Below are 19,700 nucleotides of genomic sequence, written 5' to 3' on the forward strand. Positions count from 1 at the left end.
TCAGCCCCCGATCAGATCCAGTAGGTGACGCGGGCGCGGTAGTTCCGCATGACGAGCAGTGCCAGCAGCCAGCCCACCACCGTGCAGCCGAGCACCACGATCCAGTTCAGCAGCTGCGGGGGCTGTCCGATGAGCGGATCGCGGATGATCTCGATGTAGTGGTAGAGCGGGTTGAACTCGGCGAGGTAGGCCCGGTCGCCCTGGCCGCGCTGCTCGAGGATGTCCGCCCGCCACACGATCGGCGTCATGAAGAACAACAGCGTCGACAGGCTGTTGATGACCGGCGGGATGTCCCGGAACCGGGTCGCCACGATGCCGAACAGCAGCGCCACCCAGGCGCCGTTGACCATCAGCAGCACCACGGCCGGGACCGCCAGCACCAGCGTCCAGTTCACCGGCATCTGGAAGATGGCCAGCACGATCAGGTAGACGACCATGTTGTGCGCCAGGAACAGCGTCTGCCGCCACACCAGGCGCAGCACGTGCACGCTGATCGGCGCCGGCAACTGCTTCATCAGGCCTTCGTTGGCGATGAACACCTCGGTGCCCTCGGTGAGGCAACCGAGGATGAAGTTCCAGATGATGAAGCCGACCGTCAGGTAGGGCAGGAAGGTGTTGATCTCCTGCTGGAACAGCTGGGAGTACAGCAGCCCCAGCGCAGCAGCGGTCATCCCCATGCCGATGGTGATCCACAGTGGGCCGATCACCGAACGGCGGTAGCGCTGCTTGATGTCCTGCCAGCCGAGGTGAGCCCACAGCTCGCGCTGGCGGATGCCTCCGCGGATGTCGTTGAACGCTTTACGGAAACTCCGGGAAGATGCTTCCGGCGGAGCCTCGGGTCGCTCTAGCGTGCTTGTGGCCTGCACAGTGGGTCAGAGTACCGATCCTTCGTTTCACCCCAAGGGCTAGGGCGTTGGTGACCGCCGGTGGCCCGCCACCAGCTACTGTTTCCCGCTTGACCGGTGGTCGCCGCGCGTGTCCGCAGTTGTGGTCCTACGTCCGTTATGCCCCGGCTTTCGGGCTGGCCGGTACCGGAGAACACCGTTCCGCTCCCGGCCCGCCCGCTCCCGCCGTCACAGGTACTGCCCGGTTCCCCGCGAGTGGTGGTCGCTGTCGCCTTCCTGGCGTCCCCCCATCGGCAGGCCGCGGCGCATCTGCTCCAGCTGCGCCCGCGCCGCCATCTGCTGGGCGAACAGCGCCGTCTGCAAGCCGTGGAACAGCCCTTCCAGCCAACCGACCAGCTGCGCCTGCGCGATCCGCAGTTCGGCGTCGGAAGGGGTTTCCTCCTGGGTGAACGGCAGCGTGAGCCGCTCCAGCTCCTCGATGAGCTCCGGGGCCAGGCCCTTCTCCAGTTCCCGGATCGAGGACTGGTGGATCTCCTTCAGCCGGGTGCGGCTGGCCTCGTCCAGGGGCGCCGCGCGCACTTCCTCGAGCAGCTGCTTGATCATCGTGCCGATGCGCATCACCTTGGCCGGCTGTTCGACCAGGTCACCGAGGTCTTCGCCGCGCTCCTGGGACTCGTCGCCCTTCTGCGCCTCACCGGTGGGGCCCACCGGTTCGCCGTCCCTTCCGATGACGAAGACGTTCGGGTTGCCGGTGTTCTCGTCGTGGTTCATGCCTCCATCCTGGCCTGTCGGCGGCGCTTCCGGCCAACCCGCCCGCCCGGGACTTCGACCACCCGGCGGCGAGCTCCCCGGGCAGCGCGCTTACGGTGTCTGGCATGGCGTTCGACGTCGCTGCGGTTCGCGGGTTGTTCCCCGCACTGGGCGACGGGTGGGTGCACCTTGACGCCCCGGCAGGCATGCAGGTTCCAGAACAGGTGGCGACCGCGGTATCGACCGCCCTGCGGGCTCCGGTATCCGGTCCAGGCGGGATCTTCCCCGCGTCCCAGCGGGCCGAGGCGATCGTGGAAGCCGCTCGTCGCGCCATCGCCGATCTGACCGGGGCCAGGCCGGAAGGGGTGGTGCTGGGCCCCAGTTCCGCTGTGCTGCTGCAGCGGTTGGCCGATGCCCTCGGGGACGGCTGGATGATCGGCGACGACGTGGTGGTGTCCCGGCTCGACCACCCCGCCAACGTGGACCCGTGGCAGCGGGCCGCGCAGCGGTCCGGCAGCACCGTGCGCTGGGCGGAAGTCGACATCGAGACGTGCGAGCTGCCCGCCTGGCAGTTCCGGGACCTGATCACGCCGCGCACCAAGGTGGTGGCGATCACCGCGGCCTCGGGCGCGGTCGGCACCCGGCCCGACCTGCGGTCGGTCGTGGAGGCCGCCGCCGAGCACGGCGCCCTGGTGGTGGTGGACGCGTCGGCCGCGGCGCCGTTCGTGCCGCTGGACATCAATTCGATGGGGGCGGACGTGGTGGCGGTGAACGCCTCCGCGTGGGGCGGGCCGCCGGTGGGGGCCTTGGCGTTCCGGAACCCGGCCCTGCTGGACCAGTTGCCGCCGGTGGCCTTGGAGCCGGGGGCGCGGGGGCCGGAGCGGCTGGAGCTCGGCCCGCACGCCCACCCGCTGCTGGCCGGGCTGGTGGCCTCGGTCGACTACCTGGCGGCCCTGGACGACGCGGCGGTGGGCCCGCGGCGGGAGCGGGTGCTGACCTCCCTGGCGTCGGTGAAGTCCTACCAGGCGGGGCTGCTGGCCACGCTGACCAACAACTTGCGGCGGCTGCGGCACGTCATGGTGATCGGGGACGCGATGCGCCGGGTGCCGGTGCTGGCCTTCACCGTGGACGGCGTGAAGGCCGACGACGTGGTGAAGTTCCTCGCCGAGCAGGGGGTGTGCGCGTTCGCCGACCCCGGCACCCACGGGGTGTTCTCCGTGCTCGGGGTCGGTGAGGTCGGCGGTGTGGTCCGGGTGGGGCTGGCGCACTACACCAACGCCTGGGAAGTGGACCAGCTCACCAGGGCGATGGCCGAGCTCGGCTGACGCCGGGCGGGCCCGGGTGGGCCCGCCCGGCAGGTCCCGTCCGGGCGGTTCAGCGCACCAGCAGGATCTTCCCGCGCACCCCGCCGGCTTCGAGCATGGCGTGCGCCCGGGAGGCTTCCGCCAGCGGCACCCGGTCGTGCACGATCGTCCTGACCTGACCGGATTCGATCATCGGCCACACCTTCTCGCGCACGTCGGCGACGATGGCGGCTTTGCCGTGCGGGCCGTCCACCGGGCGGCCGCGCAGTCCGATCACCGACAGGGTGAGCCGCTTCAGCAGCATCCGCCCCATGTTCAACTCGGCCTTGTTGCCGCCTTGGAAACCGATGATGGCCAGGTGCCCGTCGGGGGCCAGGGCGCGGAGGTTGCGATCCAGGTAGGACGCGCCCATGTTGTCCAGGATGACGTCGGCGCCGCCGAGTTCCTTGACCACCTCGACGAAGTCCTCGTCCCGGTAGCTGATCACCGGGTCGGCGCCGAGTTCGCGGCACAGCTCCAGGCTCTCCGGGGCTCCCGCGGTGGCCGCCACGCGGGCGCCGAGCGCGCGCCCGACCTGGATGGCGCAGGTGCCGATCCCACCGGAACCGCCGTGGACCAGCAGCAGTTGACCACTGCTCAGGCCGGCCTTCATCACCACATTGGACCACACCGTGCAGACGACTTCCGGGATTCCGGCCGCGGTCACCAAGTCCACACCGGACGGTTTGGGCAGCACTTGGGCGGCTGGGACGGTCACCTTCTCCGCGTAACCCCCGCCGGCCAGCAGGGCGCACACCTCGTCGCCCACCTGCCATCCGGTCACCCCTTCGCCGAGCGCGGCGATGGTGCCGGAGCACTCCAGGCCCAGGACGTCGCTGGCGCCTTTCGGGGCCGGGTAGTGCCCCTGCCGCTGGCTCAGGTCCGCGCGGTTGACCGCGCTGGCGGCGACGTCGATGAGCACTTCACCGGGACCTGGCTGCGGGTCCGGCCGTTCGGTCCACTCCAGAACTTCCGGGCCACCTGGTTCACGGATGGTGATCGCGTACATGCCCCAGACGGTAGTCCGTGTGAAGCGCGAATGGCGCGTCGGACGGGCGCGGAGCAAACTTCGGCGTAGGCAAATCGGTAAAAACGGGAAAGGATTCCTGGTTCTTAACGCTTTTTCGCGCAGGCTTGACTTCGTAGCGTGATCTTCCAAAGGCTATCGAGTGCATAGATCCACCCGAATCGGGGAGTACGGATGAGCCGTAGAACCTTCAAGTCGCGTCGGCACGCGGTGACCGCTGCGGTCGCCGGTGCCGCGGCCATGTGCATCACCGCGCCAGCGCTGGCCGCTCCGGCGGACCTCGGCGACCAGATCAGCGCCGACGCCGTCAACCGGCACCTGGTCGCGCTGCAGCGCATCGCCGACCAGAACGAGGGCAACCGGGCCTCCGGGCGGCCGGGCTACGAGGCCAGCGTGGACTACGTGGCGGACAAGCTGCGCCGCGCCGGTTTCGACGTGACCACTCCGGAATTCACCTACCAGGCCTACTACCTGGACTCGTTCAGCCTCGCGGTGGCCGGCGAACCGGTCGAGGGCAGCGCGCTCGAGTACTCCCCGGCCACCCCGGAAGGCGGCATCACCGCGCCGCTGACCGTTGCCCCGGTGGACGACACCCCGGGGTGCGAAGCCAGCGACTACGACGGCATGGACATCTCCGGCAGCGTGGTGCTGGTCCAGCGCGGCTCCTGCACCTTCGCGGAGAAGCAGCAGGTGGCCTCCGACCTGGGGGCCAGTGCGGCGATCATCTACAACGACGTGGACGGCGCGCTCAACGGCACCCTCGGCGACCCGGAGGACGCCCGCATCCCCACCGCCGGCGTCACCAAGCAGGTCGGGGAGCAGTTGGCCGGGCAGGCCGGTGCCGAGGTCCAGCTGGACATCCAGTCCAGGTTGGAGAGCGTCACCACCCGCAACGTCGTCGCCCAGACCCGCACCGGGCGCACCGACAACGTCGTGATGGCCGGTGCCCACCTGGACAGCGTCGCGGAAGGGGCCGGCATCAACGACAACGGCACCGGGAGCGCCGCTCTGCTGGAAACCGCCTTGCGCATGGGCGGTTCCCCGGACGTGCAGAACGCGGTCCGCTTCGCGTGGTGGGGTGCCGAGGAGTCCGGCCTGGTCGGCTCCACCAAGTACGTGCAGAGCCTGTCCTTCGAAGAGCAGCTGGACATCGCGCTCTACCTGAACTTCGACATGATCGGCTCGCCGAACGCCGGCTACTTCGTCTACGACGGCGACGACTCCGACGGGGAAGGCGCCGGTCCGGGTCCGGAGGGCTCCGCCCAGATCGAGGCGGACTTCGTGGCCGCGCTCGCCGAGCAGGGCGTGGAGGCCGAAGGCACCGACTTCGACGGCCGCTCCGACTACGGCGAGTTCATCGCGGTCGGCATCCCGGCCGGCGGTCTGTTCACCGGGGCCGAGAAGATCAAGACCGAGGAGCAGGCGGCCAAGTGGGGCGGCACCGCCGGCGTGGCCTACGACCCGAACTACCACACCGCCGGCGACAACCTGTCCAACGTGGACTACGTGGCGCTGGAGCGGAACGCGAAGGCACTGGCCTCGGTGATCGACTCGTACTCGCAGAGCACCGAGCACATCAACGGCATGCAGACCAGGGCCGAGCGCGCCCAGCTGCGCGCGGCCGAGAAGACCGCGATGGTCAAGTCGCTGTCCACGGCGGAGGAAACCACCCACGGGCACGGCTGCGTCCGCGACCGCGCCTGATGCTCGACACCGGGCACTCGGCCGACCCGCCGGGTGCCCGGATTCCACCGATCTTGGAGGGATTCGTGAAACGGGCCGTCCTCGCCGCGCTGCTGATCACCGCCGCACTGCTCACCCCGGCCACCGCGGCAGCCGACCCACCGGTCCGCTTCGCGACCTTCAACACCTCGCTGAACCGGCCGGCCGAAGGTCAACTGCTGGCCGATTTGTCCACACCGGACGATCCGCAGGCCCGCGCGATCGCCGACGCGATCCAGCGCATTCGCCCGGACGTGGTGCTGCTCAACGAGTTCGACCACGTCCCCGGCGGCGCGGCGGTCGACGCCTTCCGCACCAACTACCTGCAGCGCGGGAAGAACCCCATCGACTACCCGTACGCGTTCACCGCCCCGGTGAACACCGGTGTGCCGTCCGGGTTCGACCTCAACAACGACGGTGTCGTCGGCGGCCCGGACGACGCCTTCGGCTTCGGGGAGTTCCCCGGCCAGTACGGGATGGTGGTGCTCTCCAAGCACCCGATCGAGGAGGTCCGCACCTTCCAGCACTTCCGCTGGGCCGACATGCCCGGCGCGAAGCTCCCGGACGACCCCCGGACCCCCGAACCGGCCGACTGGTACTCCCCGGAAGAACTCCGTCACCTGCGGTTGTCCTCCAAGTCCCACTGGGACCTGTCGATCCGCATCGGCGGCGAAACCGTGCACCTGCTGGCCTCCCACCCCACCCCACCGAACTTCGACGGGCCCGAAGACCGCAACGGGCTGCGCAACCACGACGAGATCCGCTTCTGGGCCGACTACGTCACCCCCGGCCGCGGCGACTACATCTACGACGACACCGGCACCACCGGTGGCCTGCCGGAAGGCGAGCGCTTCGTCATCGTCGGCGACCAGAACTCCGACCCGCTCGACGGCGACAGCACCGCCGCCCAGCTGCTGCTGAACGCGCCCCGGGTCGTCGATCCGCTGCCCGGCAGCATCGGCGGCGTCGCGGCCGCCCTGCGGCAGGGCGGGGCGAACACCCAGCACCGGGGCAACCCGTTCCACGACACCGGGGACTTCAACGACGAAGCCCCCGGCAACCTGCGGGTGGACTACGTGCTGCCGTCGTGGCCGCTGAAACCGCTGCGCAGCGGGGTCTTCTGGCCCACCGGGGAGCACCCGGTCACCGAAGCCTCCGACCACCGGATGGTGTGGGTGGACCTGCTCGTCTGAGCGGGAACGCCCGGCGTCAGTCCAGGGCGCGGCGCAGGAAGAACTTGGTGCCGAGCGCGCCGAACGCGCTGATCGACAGCAGCAGGGCCAGCACGCACACCCAAGCCGGGATGTGCGGCACGTCCGGCAGCAGCGCGCCGCGCATGCCCTCGCTGACGTAGGTGAGCGGGTTGACCGCGCAGATCAACTGGAACCAGCGCAGGTCCACCAGCTGCGGCCACGGGAACTGGGAAGAACCCGTGAACATGATCGGGGCCAGGATGACCGCGAACATGATGTTGATCCGCCGGGGCGGCACCGCGGCACCGATCGTCATCCCCACCGTCGCCCCGCAGCAGGAACCGAGCACCACGCACAGCATGGCCAGCGGCAGCCGGCTCAAGTCCCAGGACACCCCGCCCAGCATCCACAGCCCGATGGGCACCATCAGGCCGGCGGCGACCATCCCGCGCAGCGCGCCGAACACCATCTTCTCGATCGCCACCCAGCTGACCGGCAGCGGCGCCAGCAGGCGGTCCTCGATCTCGCGGGAGTACGAGAAGTCCAGCACCAGCGGGAACGAGGTGTTCTGCAGCGCCACCAGGAAGGCGTTCAACGCCACCATGCCCGGCAGCAGGATCTGCGCATAACCCGGCTGGGCGTAACCGAGCTCCCCGAGCACCTTGCCGAAGATGAACAGCAAGGCCACCGGCTGCACCAGCACCTGCGCCAGGAAGCTCGGCAGCTCCCGACCGGTGACGAACACGTCGCGGCCGAGCACCGCGGCGAACGCGCGCAGCGAACTCATCGCAGTTCTCTCCCGGTGAGGCTGATGAAGACGTCTTCGAGCGTCGCCGTCCCCAGCGACAGGTCGCGCACCGGCACACCGCGCTGGTGCAGCAGCTGCGCGACCGGGCCGAGCAGCGCGGCGGGTTCCCCGCCGGTGTACAGCCGCAGCCGCAGTTCCGGATCGGTGTCCGCACCGCCGCCCGGGATCTCCTCGACCTTCTCCACACCGTCCAGAGCGGACAGCAGGTCGATCGTTTCCGCGGGCGGCAGCACGCCCGGCTGGACCGCGGCGTCGATGGTCGCCCCGCCCGGCAGGGATTTGATCAGCGCCTCGGGGGTGTCCAGGGCGAGCAGCTTCCCGTGGTCCACGATCCCCACCCGGTCGGACAGCTTCTCGGCCTCGTCCATGTCGTGCGTGGTGAGCACGACGGTGACCCCGTCGGCCCGCAGGTCCTGGATGCGCTCGTGCACGAAGAGCCGGGCCTGCGGGTCCAGACCGGTGGACGGCTCGTCCAGGAACAGGACCTCGGGGCGGTGGGTCAGGGCGCGGGCGATCATCAGCCGCTGGGCCTGGCCGCCGGAGAGCTCGTCGATCCGGGCCTTGGCCTTGTTGGCCAACCCCATGCGCTCGAGCAGGTCGTCGGCCAGCGCTTTGCGCTCGCGGCGGGGCACCCCGTGGTAGGCGGCGTGCCAGATCAGGTTCTGCCGGGCGTTGAGCGAACGGTCCAGGTTCACCCGTTGGGGGACCACGGCGACCTTGCGCCGGGTGCCGACCGGGTCCGCGGCCACATCGACCCCGGCGACCACGGCCTTGCCGCTGGTCAGCGTGACCCGGGTGGTGAGGATGCCGACCGTGGTGGTCTTCCCGGCGCCGTTCGGGCCGAGCAGCCCGAAGATCTCCCCCTCGTGCACCTGGAAGCTGAGCCCGTCCACGGCGTTGGTGTCGCTCTTCGGGTACCGCTTGACCAGGTCGATGACTTCGACTGCGCTCACGGCCGCTCGCCTTCCACTCCGTCGACGATAACCGGGGTTGCCGACGCGCTCCGGGGGTCCGGGGCAGATTCTGCTGGTTCCCGGCCGGTTCGGGCACCTGGTTTTCCAGCGGTACCCGGCGGTGCCGGAGGGGACCACGGGTCGGGAATCACCGGGATCGGCTTTCCGCCGGATTCGATCTGGGGCATGCTGAGAACACCGGGGCCAGAGCCTGGTTGCCGTCCCGCGAACGCGGGCCCCGCTTGCAACCCGGCATCGACCGGTTGGTTACGCTGCGGCGTTGGAAGCGTGGCAGAGCGGCCGAATGCACTCGCCTTGAAAGCGAGCGTGCCGAGAGGCACCGGGGGTTCGAATCCCCCCGCTTCCGCTGCCGAGACCAGGCACGACGCCGGTGCGACGATCGGCATCGGACTGGCGTCGTGCCTCGTGGTCGCAACCGCGCTCGGCGGGTCTCGAAGCCGGGTTCCCCTCCTCGCCGCGCGATCTCACGACGCTTCCCGGCCGCCCAGCTCGGCGTTCTCGGGTGCGGACCTTTCCCGGCGACGACGGAGCAGCAGGCTGAGCCTCCCGGAGGGCGAAGAGCAGCAGGATCCCCCACGCGCGATGGGCGGGCCGTCGGTGTGCGCGCCACCGGGGAGTTCCCAGGGGGAGCAGCTGCGCCCCGGCGGCAGCCGCGACCACCGCTCGGTGCCGTGGATCGACGACGTCGGGTTCAACGGGCACGCCGCCGGGCCGGTGAGGTACCGCTCGATCGCCAGCAGCGCCGCCCAGCACCGCGAGCGCCCCGTTGCTGTCCATATTGCTCTTCCCCACGGGGCCTCGACTCGAGCTGCTGCGGTGGGCGTCGATCAACGCTCGCGCTGGCGTGGCGGAGATCCGCGGAGCTGTGGGGTTGCACGAAGAATCTTTGCCGCACCGCACGAATGCCGTAGCGCTGGCTTCCGGGAGGAGCCGGACCAGGAGGAATGCCGGAGCCGAGGCCGGGGCCGCCCCGCGGTGCGAACGGGGTTCCCGTGCGGGTGCGCTTGGGCCGAAAGGGTAATTTCGCCTGTTTTCGCCGTGCGCCTCTCCGGAGCACGTCAGGATGTCGCAGGTCCGGAGGACACGATCGGCGAAAGGACAGCCCGATGCGCACTCGACTGCGCAGTCTGGCCGCGACCGGCTTGGCTGCCCTCGGCTTGTTGGCCGCGACGGTACCCGCGGGCGCGGCCTCGGCCAACGAAGACCTCCTCGATCTGGCCAACTTCGAGCTGCGCCCCAACTCGATGGGGGACGAGCTGAAGAACCGGGTCGCGCTGCTCGACGAGCAGCTGCCCAACGTCGGGGTGGGGAGCATCATCGCCGACGCCAACCGGCAAGGCGAGCTCGGCGACGCCTACACCCCCTGCAACTCCGCCGCCGCGGGGGATCAACTGAGCAGCGTCCACAAGAGCATCTGCTTCAACTCCGGGGACGGCTCAACCGGCCTGTGGATGCCGCAGGGCGTGACCACCGTCGCCGACGCGCAGGACGACCAGCACTGGGGCGAGGAGAACCAGCCCGTCCTGGTCTCCTGGTACGACAGCAGCGACGACGGGGTGGAGAAGGGCACGCGCGTCACCTTCGTGGACCCGCACACCGGCAAGTACCGGCACGTGCTGCTCGTGTACCCGACCATCAACTCCTACGGGAACCCGAGCTACATGAGCCTGCGCAACGAGCAGACCAGCGGGGGCAAGTCGCTGCACGCCGGCGGGATCGTCTGGTACGGCAACTTCCTGTACGTCGCCGACACCAACCGCGGGTTCCGGGTGTTCGACATGCGCCACATCTACGACCTGGGGGCGGCATCCAACGGCGACACCGAGGACTCGGACAAGATCGGCCGGCACGACGGGACCTACTACGGGCACGGCTACCGCTACGTCATGCCGCAGGTGGCTTCGTGGACCTCCACCGCGAACAAGGAGGAGGGGTACTGCACCACGGACCGCAAGGCCCTGAGGTTCTCCTACGCGGGGTTGGACCGCAGCGGTGCTGACCACATCCTGGCCGGTGAGTACTGCAACGGCAGCGAGTCCGAGACCAACGGACGCGTGGTCGCGTGGCCGATCGCCGGCGCGGTCGACTCCAACGGGGAGCAGATCACCGACACTTCCTACCGGTGGCAGGCGGACGTCGCGCACGAGCTCCCGAAGAGCAACATCCAGGGGGCGTCCCGCTTCAACGGCCGCTGGTACCTCAGCCAGAGCCGCGGGAAGAACTCCAACGGCTTCTTGTTCCAGACGGCTCGGGCGACCAGCTCGACCGAGACGCTCCAGGTGCAGACGACCCAGCCCGCCGCCATCGGTCCGGAGGACCTCTCGCACTGGCAGAACGGCAGCGGCGGCACCACGCTCGGCACCATGTGGACCGTTTCCGAGCACCCGGGCAAGCGGATGATCTACGCGACCATTCCTGAAGAGATCTCGGGCTGACGGAACTCGACCCGGGTCACGGGCGTGGTGTCCTGAGTGGACGCCACGCCCGTGGAGTGCGCTCAGGAACTGTTGCCGACCGGATCTTCAAGAACGGCCAGCGGTGGATCGCGCACGAGTTGATCGGTGCGGTACGAGAACCCGCTCAAGAAGCGCTTGAAAGCAGGTACTGCCCTAGCAATCGCCAGCCCGCTGGGACGGTGTGGAGCCGTGCTGCCAGCTTCACCATCGGCTATCCCGCTGAGGGCGGCGTTCCTTGGCAGGACGTCGTTGCGGCAGCGCCTCCACAGGTGAAAATCATGGTGGTTGGACCTGGCCGGTACCGCCTTGGCGGGTGCTAGGTCAGTTGAATCCGCCTGATCGGCGAAGAGCCCTTCTGCGCTACGTGCTTGGTGCAAGGAACTGCGCTGCGCAGCGCAAGTTTTAGGCCAATACGGTTGATTTCACCCAAAAAGGTGATCTAGGGCTCTATGCTTCGACCTGACTGGAAGATGCGCGGAAGAAGACATGTCCGCTGAGGTGGTGTCCGGGGAGTGCAGGTCGCTTGCGGAGTTCGCTCCTAGAAACCTGCGGGGAAGACTCTGAAGCAAGTCATGTTCCATTGCCAGGCAGCAGGGCTGTCCGGAAGCCGTCTTTTACGTCGCAACTCGACCGGGAGACTGGGACCATCTCATACCGGAAGAAGAGGATCGCTCTCACGGCACTGGAGCGATGAGGAAAGTCGCGAGAGAAGACATGCCCTCGATCGCCGAAGACGTAAAAAGTTCTCGGACCAGGCTGACGTTCGGGCGAGATATTGCCTCTGCGGTTTTTTCTTCCTGCTTCAGCAGGACGAATGACAAGTGGCAAGGGGCTGCTGACGCAGTAATTCAAGTCATGGAGATCGCGGAGAAGGGGATTGGCGGAGGATCCCGCGCTCTCCTGCGTGCTGCTGACGAGTATGACGAGGCCGACGTTCGAGCGGCAAATGAATTCAACGGGGTACTGCGTCTTTTCGAGAAAGAATAACTGCGGGTTGGTGTGCTGCGCCAAAGGACGACAAAGAATTCTCCGCCGATGCGGAAAGATTCAACAAAACCCTTAAAGACATCGTGCACCTTCGGTCGGGGTTGGACATGGGCATGACATGGCCCCCTCCTGAAGAGCTTGCCGAGGGTTGCCTGGCGTCAATTCAAGGATTCGCCACCGTAGTCCAATCCTTCGGATCCATCTCAGGTGGCACTGAGGCGGCAACCAGGTTCATCGACGAGGCGCGGGCGTGCTTGAAAGATTACGACAAGAACCTGAACAGTTCGCCGGTTGCGGAAATCGACAGAAAACTCGAATACTGGAGAGGTCCATACGGAAGTGCTTCGTGGTATTTTCGGCGCGAATACCTGAACTCCCTGAAAAATGGCTTGCACGACCAGTATGTGATCTTGCTGTGGCTGTCGAGCGTTGTGAAATCTTATGAGGCGGTCATCGATCAGGCGAGGCAAACTATCTCGATATCCTTTCCGCTGCTATAAAAAACTGGAAGGCGGTGTTGGTCAAAGTTCCTCTCTGGCGGAGAAAGCGGACACCGTGATCAATTCTATTGCCACCGGAATAACCATAGGCGGCGGATTGGCGAAGGACGAAGGGGCAATCGTAGGAGCTATAGTCGGAGGGTTGAAGGGAATAGGCGAGGTGATCGCCGAAGAAATAAATGAACCGGAAGGGGAGAGTTGGAGGGATATTCTCGATGAGACCGTCAAAAAATTGAACGACATGGTGTCTGCGACTTCTCAGGAAATAGAAAAGTTGAACCCTGTTCTGGATAGGATCACTCGCAGTGCAAATGAGGAGGTTGAACTTCCTCCGTCGCTGTCGGTCTAGGGGTGCTGCAGCGGGTGCACTGCAGCACCCCCTCTCGCTCCGATTCGCCACGACTCGGCTGTGGTGACGATTTCGAAGTTCGATGACCTGACCGGGACCCAATGGCAGGCCCGGTCGCCGGAGCTAGTCGAGCGCTGCGGTGTGGAACGCGGAGACCAGCAGCGGTGAGCGGACCCCGCAGGAACGGGCCACATCGGACACCAGGTCGGTGGTGAAGGCGGCCATGTCCAGCGACCACTCCGGGGCCCTGACCCGGAAGTGGAGCGCGTCCAGATCGCCTTCCCCGAGCAGCCACGCACCTTCGAACCCGGTGGGGTCGGGAGCGCCGGCCGGTGGGGTGGCCAGCGCCTCGACCGCCAGGGTGGCGAGCGACCGCTGCTCCATCCTGGTCGCGAACGGGTCGGGATCGGGCCTCTCCACCCCCACGGAGGTGCGCACCGAGACGAGTATCTCCGCGGGCTCCTGGGGCAGGAGCGCGAACCACCCGTGCGTGGTGGGGAAGTGCTCGTTGTCGAGGACGTCCGCGCCCAGGGGGAGCACCGCGTGCGTGCCGGCGAGGTCGAACCGGCCGATCTTGCCCAGCACGTCGCGCAGGCACGTCATCGCCTGCCAGGACGGCACTCGCGAGGGCACGTCCGGAAGCCCGGCCTGCATCCAGGCCGCCTGGCGCACCTTCCCGTCCTGCGTCCAGTCGCCGCCCGCCTCGTGCTGGTGCCAGTGCACAGCCGTGTTGGACCGCTGCCCGAACTCGTCCAGGCCCAGCGCGGCACTGCGCTGGACCAGCAGCCCGTAGACGTCCTGGTCGAACTCGCCGCGCTCCCGCTGCCCGGCCACGAGGGGGTGCAGGGTCAACGTGCCGTGCAACCCCACGACGAAGGCCGGGTAGGTGGCGTAAGGCGTGCTCTCTGGCTTCATGGGTGACACGGTAGAAGGCGGACTGGGGTGATGAGCACGTTCGAGTCGTCTATGACCCAGTCAATGTCCACATCGACCACACTGCGCCACTCACCTAGTGGCGCAGTCGTTCTGCACGCGATACGGGCGTTGGCGCGCTTGCTCGTCTGGTTCGGTCGGATGCTGCGCGGTGGACCCGTGACCACCGTCTGCCACCCGCTCTCCGTGAGGTATTGGAGCTCCACCACTACCGTGCCTGTCTTGTCGAGCAAGTACGGATCATTCGTGGTCCACCAGCCGTGCGCAGAAGCTTCGCCGGCGGTGATGTGCACGTAATCGCCTTGGTGTTGGAACAGGTGCTCATCTCGGAGCTCGTCCTGCGCGTTCGAAGACGAGCTCGCATCCCCTACGACGGTTCGGCTGCAGTGACCCCAGCGCTGCTCGTGATCAGGCATCCAGCTACACCGGTAGCAGCCAGAATCCTGCGCGCGGATTTCCTCCTGCTGTTCCGCATCAAACCCCCAGTACTTGTTCAACAACCCCCAGATGCGTGCTCGGGGGAGCACGCTGCACATCTTGGAGGTTGTGATCCCTCCAGGCTCGAGGATGTCAGAACTCGATCGAAGTTGAACCGTTTTCGTACTTTTGGCAGTTGCTCTCCTGGCTCCTGGCAGCCTCGACGTGGAAGTGCCGACGACCAGCGCATGCGGTAGTCGTGCAGGTCAGCCAGGTGGTCAGCGCAGAGCAAGATGTGCAAGAGCCACTGCGTGCATGTCGCTAAGCCGGTGCACCGGCTCGGTGATGAGCGGGTGCTCAGCGTCGACCTCGACACCAGTCCCGTCGACCTAGCACGGAAATTCCTCGCGATGATCAGTCGGGATCCGCTTCTGGAGCAGGCTTCGGAACCTGTGCTCCTACGCCGCGATGCTCGAACCGTGTCGAACGGGATGTGGCCGGTGATCGAGCGCGGGCCCATCCGGCTGTGGCGGGCGGTCGAGGAAGCGCGCCGGGGGTGGCGATCTGCAGGTGAGCCGGGGTGGTCTCGTCTCGGTTTGACCGTCACCCCGAGCGAGCAGTGGGGGTGGATCGACGACCTGCACGGCGAGCACCAATGGTGCTCGTCCACCTGAGCGTCTTCACGAATCCAATGTAGCCCCCAAAAATTGCGCAATGATCGGGTTTTTCACGAGGCGGTTATCGCGATCGGACGAGAAACTGGCGAAGCTGCTTCTTGAGATGCCGTTCTCCGCGAGGCCAAGACCTCCATAGGTCGCCGCCACCGCAGGGGCTGCCTGCTGCCCGTCGAAAATCCCCGCCCTCCGTCGGGCAACCCGTGGCCGGCCCGGACTTCTCTTGAACAGGGAGTCGCGCGGAAGCGACTCCTCCGCGTGGAACCGAGCGAGCAGGAGGCTGTTTTGTTCCGGCAGGAGGTGGCGGTGCTGGCCAGGGCAGGTGCTGCGGCGGCCGCGGCAACGGCGTGCAGCAGCCTCCAGAAGCTCAGCAGCACCGACCAGCTGAAGGTCCACGCCGCTGCGGACCGCGCTCGCCATCGCGGCGGCCAGACGTTGACCTCCCCGGCCCCGGACCGCTCAGCAGACCTCGCAGCGGATCGACAGGCTGCGGTGTCCAGGCCCCACATCCGCGGTGCCAGTCACCGTCTGAGACGCTCTGGCCCGGTGCGCTGCTCGGGGTTCGGGCGCCGGGGCTGTCGGGAACTCGCCAGACGACGCGGGGAGAGCTGCGCTAAGCTGGATGATCTTGGCGCAGGCCTGTGACCACGTCCGTGTTCGGTCCGGGCGGGAAGGCCGCCCCGAAGGGCTCCTTCTGCAGGCTTGCGGTGGCAACGCGGGAGTGCCGGCCAGGTGGTGGAGTTGCTGAACCGTGCCCGGATCGCGCTGGATGCCCTGATCTAGCACGGAGGAACCAAGAGGGATGGGAAGCACCGGGGTCCCACAGCACCAGGACGTTCTCGGCGAACTGCTCTCCGAGCTGAGACGTCAGGAGTCCGGCAAGCCCGGGCTCGACGCCCGGAGCATGCTGTGCTGGTTGGGGTGGAAGATCTCGGCGGAGGCCGCCTGCGTCGACAGCTCGGGGAAGGTGGAGCTGTGCACCCCCGGGTTCCCGGTGGGGGTCCTCGATTCGGTCGCGGAGGTGCGGGACCGCCTGGCCAGGCAACGGGTGACCTCGGCGGTGACCAGCGTCGGCGACCTGGAAGTCCGGTTGGAGACCCTCGGTCGGCAGGGCCCGCGCTCCGTGCTGGTGACCGTCAGCCGCTCGGCGTTGACCCCGCAGGCGGCCGCCCTCGTCTCCTACACCGGGAGCGTGATCTCGCTGCTGCGGCAGGCGCAGCTGGCCGACCAGCACACGATGCGGTTCGAACGCACGGCGCGGCAGCTGCGGTTCGCCGTGTTCACGGCGCTGATGGCCGGGGACCCCGAGCTGGCCCGCCGGATGACGACCGGCACCAAGCCCCCCGTGCTGGACGCGGAGACGATCCGCGTCCACCTGCTGTCCTGCCCGACCCAGGACCGGGACCCCATCGTCCAGGCCTACCAGGACTCCTACGGCTACCACGGCACGGGCCTGATGGTGCACTGCCCGGCTTTCGACGAGCACTTGATCTGCGTCTTCGCGGAGGGGCCGGAGGAGGGCGATTCGGCCCGCCGCAGCGCGGTGCTGCGCGAGCTGGTCCGGCAGCACCCGGAGTACGCGCTGGGGGTGAGCGGCCCGCACCCGCTGAACGGGACTGGGGAGGCCTACTGCGAAGCGCTGCACGCCCTGGCCATCGCCCGGAACTCCCCCGAGCGCATCGTCACCTTCGGCGGTCGACCGGCGCTGGCGCACCTGCTGCCCAGGACCGATGCCCTCACCTGGGCCCGCACCTTCCTGCGGCCGTTGGCCTCGTTGCCGAAGATGACGGTCGACGTCGTCCGGCTCGCCGTGACGTTCCCCCGCTTGGCGGTGGCGCGGCTGCTCGGCATCAGCCGCAACACGGTCACCGCCCACGTCAAGCGGGCGGCGGAGGTGCTCGACCGGGATCTGGACGACGTCCGCACCCGTGCCGAGGTCGACCTGGCGCTGTCCATCACCAATCCGCTGGAGGAGCCCGCGCTCGAGATCGGCCGGTCCTCGCTGGTCTTCGAAGACCTGCTGGCCACCGGGGCAGCGGAGGCGTGGGCGAACTCCTTCCTCAACCCGCTCGAGGACGGCCAGCGGCGCGACCTGCTGCTGACCGCGCGCAGCTGGATCGCCGCCAACACCGACCGGCAGCGGACCGCTCAGCTCTTGGGGGTCAGCCGGAACACCGTGCGAGCTCGGCTGCGCGTCGTCGAGCGCATGCTCAACCGGGACTTGCTCACCACCGGGGCCGGTGTTCACGATCTGGTGCACGCTTTCCGGATCGCGGACATCCACGAGCGCTGAACCCGCGTTTGGGCACCGCGCACAATTTCGCGGTTGATTTGGGAAACGTGCACCGTTGCGCAAGATCGACCCCAGGTTCTAATTTTTCTGCTGCGAGGGGATCGGTCTGGAAGGCCGATGCCAGGAGAGCAGTTCCAGGGGCTGAGCATAGTGGTGATCGGGTCCGTTGTCCTGGTGAAGTCGCGAGGTGTGCGGATTTCCGAAGCGGCTCGCTGCAGCAGCGGTTCGCTTCGGTGATTTCTCGCTGAGGCAGGTGTCGGAGATGCGTGGTGCGTTTCCGAGGAGACCTGGCGCGAATTGCCACTTCCATCCACTTTGAGTTCACAGTGGATTAATTGACGGATCTTCCACTGCGCGGTTTCCGCGCAGCTCCCGCTCTTCCTGGGCCTGGTTCCACTGGGGGTATGACCCGGCATGCTTCTGCGCTGCTGCGGAGGCATGCCGGGTCATCAGGGTTCGTGCACTTGCCGCGCTCAGCCGAGGACGAAGGGGAGTTCCGCGGCCAGCGCACCGAGCTCGGCCTTCTCGGCCCAGGTCGGGGCGCGTCGCCCGGTGCCGATCAGCAGTGCGTCTTCGTCGGAGAACGAGGCGGGGAAGGCGGCCCCGGCGATCTCCTCCAGCATCTGCCGGGAGCGGGCGAGCCCTTCCGCCGGTGGTTCGGCAGTGCCGGGCAGGTGGGCGATCAGGTCGAGGTGGTGCAGCGTCCACTCCATGGCGTGGGCGAGGAGGTAGTCGCCCGTGGTGAGGACTTCGCCGCGGGTGACGACCCGGCGCTCCGGGGCGGCCATCGCGGCAGCGCGATCGGCGGCGGATCCGACGTTGTCCAGGTGGAACTTGAGCAGCCGCGGGTCTTCGTAGGCGGCGGCCAGCCGGACGGTCAGCGCGTCGAGCGGGTCGTCCCCGGTTGGGGGTGTGCTGGTGACCTCCCAGTAGGTGGTCGCGTTGCGGGTCGGCTCGGCTTCGGTGGGGGTGGCGAGGGTGATCAGGACGTCCTGGGCGTCGATGACCAGGTGGCACACCAGGTCCCGAACGAGCCAGCCGGCGCAGCCGGAGGGGCGCGCGAAGGCCTCGTCCGGCAGTTCGGCGATCGCCGCGCGCAGCGCTGACCAGCAGTGGGAGAAGAGTTCCACGGGGGCACGCTAGCAACTGATCGCGCTGCGTGTCCGGTTCTCCGGTGCTCGAGCTGTGGGACTGGCGGAGGGTTCGTGCTGAATTCGCTGGTGATGGCCCGCCCCAGCATTGACATGCAAGTGGATGCTTGCGTAACGTTCGGGAGTGTGGACGCGGTCTTCAAGGCGCTGGCCGACCCCACGCGCCGCACGATCCTCGACGAGCTGACCGAGCGGAACGGCCAGACGCTCTTCGAGATCTGCTCGCGGCTGGCGACCAAGCACGGCCTCGGTTCGTCCCGGCAGGCGATTTCGCAGCACCTCGACGTTCTCGAGGCTGCAGGTCTGGTCGAGACCAGTCGCAAGGGGCGGTACAAGTTCCACTACATCAACACCGCGCCGCTCGAACCGATCGTCGAGCGGTGGCTCACCAAGGCCGGGAAAGGCGTTGACGGTCGCCTCGGTACCGGCGGGGGGGAGTCCCATGAGGATCAATCTGACCAGCGTGATGGTTGACGACCAGGACAAGGCGCTCCGGTTCTACACCGAGGTCCTCGGCTTCGAGCGCAAGCACGACATCCCGATGGGAGAGCACCGGTGGATCACCGTGGTGTCCCCGGAGGATCCGGACGGAACCGAGCTCGTCCTCGAGCCGGACGCGCACCCGGCGGCCAAGTCGTTCAAGGAAGCCCTGGTCGCTGACGGAATCCCGTTCACCGCATTCGCTGTCGACGACGTCCGGGCGGAGTTCGAGCGGCTGCGCGGGCTCGGCGTGCACTTCGTCCAGGAGCCCGCGGACATGGGGACGGTGACCACGGCCGTGCTCGACGACACCTGCGGCAATTTGATCCAGCTCGTCCACCAGGCCGGCTGATCAAATTTCCGGAATCCTTCCGGAAAAATCTAACAATCCTCAGTGGACATGAGGGTTGTTCGTCGGACTTACCCGGTGATTCCCCCGTCAATCTGTCCACATCGGATGCCAATCTCATCGGGTGGTGCGATTTCGCGGGTTCGTGCTCGGCGGTGACGCTGTGCGCGGGCAATTCGGGGCGATTGATACGACAAAACGAACAACCCAGACGAAATGAGTCCTTAAGTCGAGGGGTGATTCGTGCCAGGATCGAGTTGATCTCAGCTGATCAGCGGCGAGATGCGTGGAGGGGTGGCTGTCGTGTGCATGGCGTGCGGGGCCTCGTCCGGGTCGGAAACCGACAGCCACCCTCCCGTTCCGCTGAACCGCCGGCTGCTCCTCGGGGGTCTCGGTGGGGCAGCGCTGGTGGGGCTGGCCGGGCGCGCCTCCGCAGACGGGCCTCGCGA

Annotated in this window: 19 protein-coding genes and 1 tRNA gene; 11 read left to right on the plus strand and 9 right to left on the minus strand. The window is 67.7% G+C overall.

Annotated elements, in window-relative coordinates; translation table 11 throughout:
• Window positions 1-11: 11 nt before the first annotated feature.
• The gene (gene wzm / locus SREC43747_RS0106740; RefSeq protein ID WP_029720392.1) at window positions 12-866 is read right to left on the minus strand and encodes a galactan export ABC transporter permease subunit Wzm/RfbD; all 855 of its coding nucleotides are present in this window, start codon (window positions 864-866) and stop codon (window positions 12-14) included.
• A 207-nt stretch (window positions 867-1,073) separates the two neighbouring features.
• Window positions 1,074-1,616 (minus strand): bacterial proteasome activator family protein, encoded by a 543-nt coding sequence (locus SREC43747_RS0106745; protein WP_029720393.1) that lies wholly within the window; start codon window positions 1,614-1,616, stop codon window positions 1,074-1,076.
• 104 nt (window positions 1,617-1,720) lie between these two features.
• Here SREC43747_RS0106745 and SREC43747_RS0106750 point away from each other — a divergent pair, with 104 nt between their 5' ends.
• Window positions 1,721-2,920 carry a cysteine desulfurase-like protein gene (locus SREC43747_RS0106750; RefSeq protein ID WP_029720394.1) on the plus strand — a complete coding sequence of 400 codons (1,200 nt, stop codon included), beginning with the start codon at window positions 1,721-1,723 and terminating at the stop codon, window positions 2,918-2,920.
• A 49-nt stretch (window positions 2,921-2,969) separates the two neighbouring features.
• Here the strand turns inward: SREC43747_RS0106750 and SREC43747_RS0106755 are convergent, their stop codons facing one another.
• The gene (locus SREC43747_RS0106755; RefSeq protein WP_029720395.1) at window positions 2,970-3,947 is read right to left on the minus strand and encodes an NAD(P)H-quinone oxidoreductase; all 978 of its coding nucleotides are present in this window, start codon (window positions 3,945-3,947) and stop codon (window positions 2,970-2,972) included.
• A gap of 192 nt (window positions 3,948-4,139) precedes the next feature.
• Here SREC43747_RS0106755 and SREC43747_RS0106760 point away from each other — a divergent pair, with 192 nt between their 5' ends.
• Together SREC43747_RS0106760 and SREC43747_RS0106765 are read left to right on the plus strand one after the other, a co-directional pair.
• Complete coding sequence (locus SREC43747_RS0106760) at window positions 4,140-5,669, plus strand: M28 family metallopeptidase (RefSeq protein WP_029720396.1); 1,530 nt, start codon at window positions 4,140-4,142, stop codon at window positions 5,667-5,669.
• Window positions 5,670-5,734: 65 nt separating this feature from the next.
• Window positions 5,735-6,880, plus strand: a complete 1,146-nt coding sequence (locus SREC43747_RS0106765; protein WP_029720397.1) for an endonuclease/exonuclease/phosphatase family protein — start codon at window positions 5,735-5,737, stop codon at window positions 6,878-6,880.
• A 16-nt stretch (window positions 6,881-6,896) separates the two neighbouring features.
• Here the strand turns inward: SREC43747_RS0106765 and SREC43747_RS0106770 are convergent, their stop codons facing one another.
• Together SREC43747_RS0106770 and SREC43747_RS0106775 are read right to left on the minus strand one after the other, a co-directional pair.
• Window positions 6,897-7,667 (minus strand): ABC transporter permease, encoded by a 771-nt coding sequence (locus SREC43747_RS0106770; RefSeq protein ID WP_029720398.1) that lies wholly within the window; start codon window positions 7,665-7,667, stop codon window positions 6,897-6,899.
• Window positions 7,664-8,641, minus strand: coding sequence for an ABC transporter ATP-binding protein (locus SREC43747_RS0106775; RefSeq protein ID WP_029720399.1), 978 nt, complete (start codon window positions 8,639-8,641; stop codon window positions 7,664-7,666). Before SREC43747_RS0106775 ends, SREC43747_RS0106770 begins: the two co-directional genes overlap by 4 nt.
• Before the next feature lie 282 nt (window positions 8,642-8,923).
• Here SREC43747_RS0106775 and SREC43747_RS0106780 point away from each other — a divergent pair.
• The 4 genes from SREC43747_RS0106780 to SREC43747_RS20955 all read left to right on the plus strand — a co-directional run bounded on the left by SREC43747_RS0106780 (window position 8,924) and on the right by SREC43747_RS20955 (window position 12,954).
• Window positions 8,924-9,008: transfer RNA gene (locus SREC43747_RS0106780), tRNA-Ser, on the plus strand.
• A 760-nt stretch (window positions 9,009-9,768) separates the two neighbouring features.
• Window positions 9,769-11,097 (plus strand): hypothetical protein, encoded by a 1,329-nt coding sequence (locus tag SREC43747_RS0106785; RefSeq protein ID WP_029720400.1) that lies wholly within the window; start codon window positions 9,769-9,771, stop codon window positions 11,095-11,097.
• A 1,115-nt stretch (window positions 11,098-12,212) separates the two neighbouring features.
• The gene (locus SREC43747_RS20950) at window positions 12,213-12,605 is read left to right on the plus strand and encodes a hypothetical protein (protein WP_152528335.1); all 393 of its coding nucleotides are present in this window, start codon (window positions 12,213-12,215) and stop codon (window positions 12,603-12,605) included.
• Window positions 12,606-12,660: 55 nt separating this feature from the next.
• Window positions 12,661-12,954: a hypothetical protein gene (locus tag SREC43747_RS20955; protein ID WP_152528336.1), complete on the plus strand. Its 294-nt coding sequence runs from the start codon at window positions 12,661-12,663 to the stop codon at window positions 12,952-12,954.
• A 123-nt stretch (window positions 12,955-13,077) separates the two neighbouring features.
• On the opposite strand, the gene SREC43747_RS0106795 is transcribed toward SREC43747_RS20955, so the two are convergent.
• Window positions 13,078-13,869 (minus strand): hypothetical protein, encoded by a 792-nt coding sequence (locus SREC43747_RS0106795; RefSeq protein WP_029720401.1) that lies wholly within the window; start codon window positions 13,867-13,869, stop codon window positions 13,078-13,080.
• A 914-nt stretch (window positions 13,870-14,783) separates the two neighbouring features.
• Between SREC43747_RS0106795 and SREC43747_RS20960 the strand changes: the two genes are divergently transcribed.
• Window positions 14,784-14,978 carry a hypothetical protein gene (locus SREC43747_RS20960; protein WP_152528337.1) on the plus strand — a complete coding sequence of 65 codons (195 nt, stop codon included), beginning with the start codon at window positions 14,784-14,786 and terminating at the stop codon, window positions 14,976-14,978.
• A gap of 6 nt (window positions 14,979-14,984) precedes the next feature.
• Here SREC43747_RS20960 and SREC43747_RS20965 read toward each other — a convergent pair whose 3' ends face one another.
• Window positions 14,985-15,398, minus strand: a complete 414-nt coding sequence (locus SREC43747_RS20965; protein WP_152528338.1) for a hypothetical protein — start codon at window positions 15,396-15,398, stop codon at window positions 14,985-14,987.
• Between the two features lie 382 nt (window positions 15,399-15,780).
• Here SREC43747_RS20965 and SREC43747_RS0106815 point away from each other — a divergent pair, with 382 nt between their 5' ends.
• Complete coding sequence (locus SREC43747_RS0106815; RefSeq protein ID WP_051387779.1) at window positions 15,781-17,271, plus strand: helix-turn-helix domain-containing protein; 1,491 nt, start codon at window positions 15,781-15,783, stop codon at window positions 17,269-17,271.
• Window positions 17,272-17,744: 473 nt separating this feature from the next.
• Here the strand turns inward: SREC43747_RS0106815 and SREC43747_RS0106820 are convergent, their stop codons facing one another.
• Window positions 17,745-18,401, minus strand: coding sequence for a maleylpyruvate isomerase N-terminal domain-containing protein (locus SREC43747_RS0106820; RefSeq protein WP_029720405.1), 657 nt, complete (start codon window positions 18,399-18,401; stop codon window positions 17,745-17,747).
• Between the two features lie 114 nt (window positions 18,402-18,515).
• Here SREC43747_RS0106820 and SREC43747_RS19630 point away from each other — a divergent pair, with 114 nt between their 5' ends.
• Both SREC43747_RS19630 and SREC43747_RS0106830 read left to right on the plus strand, forming a co-directional pair.
• Window positions 18,516-18,896 (plus strand): ArsR/SmtB family transcription factor, encoded by a 381-nt coding sequence (locus SREC43747_RS19630; RefSeq protein WP_051387783.1) that lies wholly within the window; start codon window positions 18,516-18,518, stop codon window positions 18,894-18,896.
• A complete protein-coding gene (locus SREC43747_RS0106830) occupies window positions 18,865-19,254 on the plus strand; it encodes a VOC family protein (protein ID WP_029720407.1) in 390 nt (129 codons plus the stop codon). The genes SREC43747_RS19630 and SREC43747_RS0106830 overlap by 32 nt, the downstream gene beginning before the upstream one ends.
• Before the next feature lie 260 nt (window positions 19,255-19,514).
• Here SREC43747_RS0106830 and SREC43747_RS21880 read toward each other — a convergent pair.
• Window positions 19,515-19,700 (minus strand): hypothetical protein (locus SREC43747_RS21880; protein ID WP_236623063.1); only part of this gene is annotated, 186 nt, incomplete at its 5' end.

It is taken from the genome of Saccharopolyspora rectivirgula DSM 43747 (assembly GCF_000497205.1).
GTDB classification, from domain to species: Bacteria; Actinomycetota; Actinomycetes; order Mycobacteriales; family Pseudonocardiaceae; genus Saccharopolyspora; species Saccharopolyspora rectivirgula.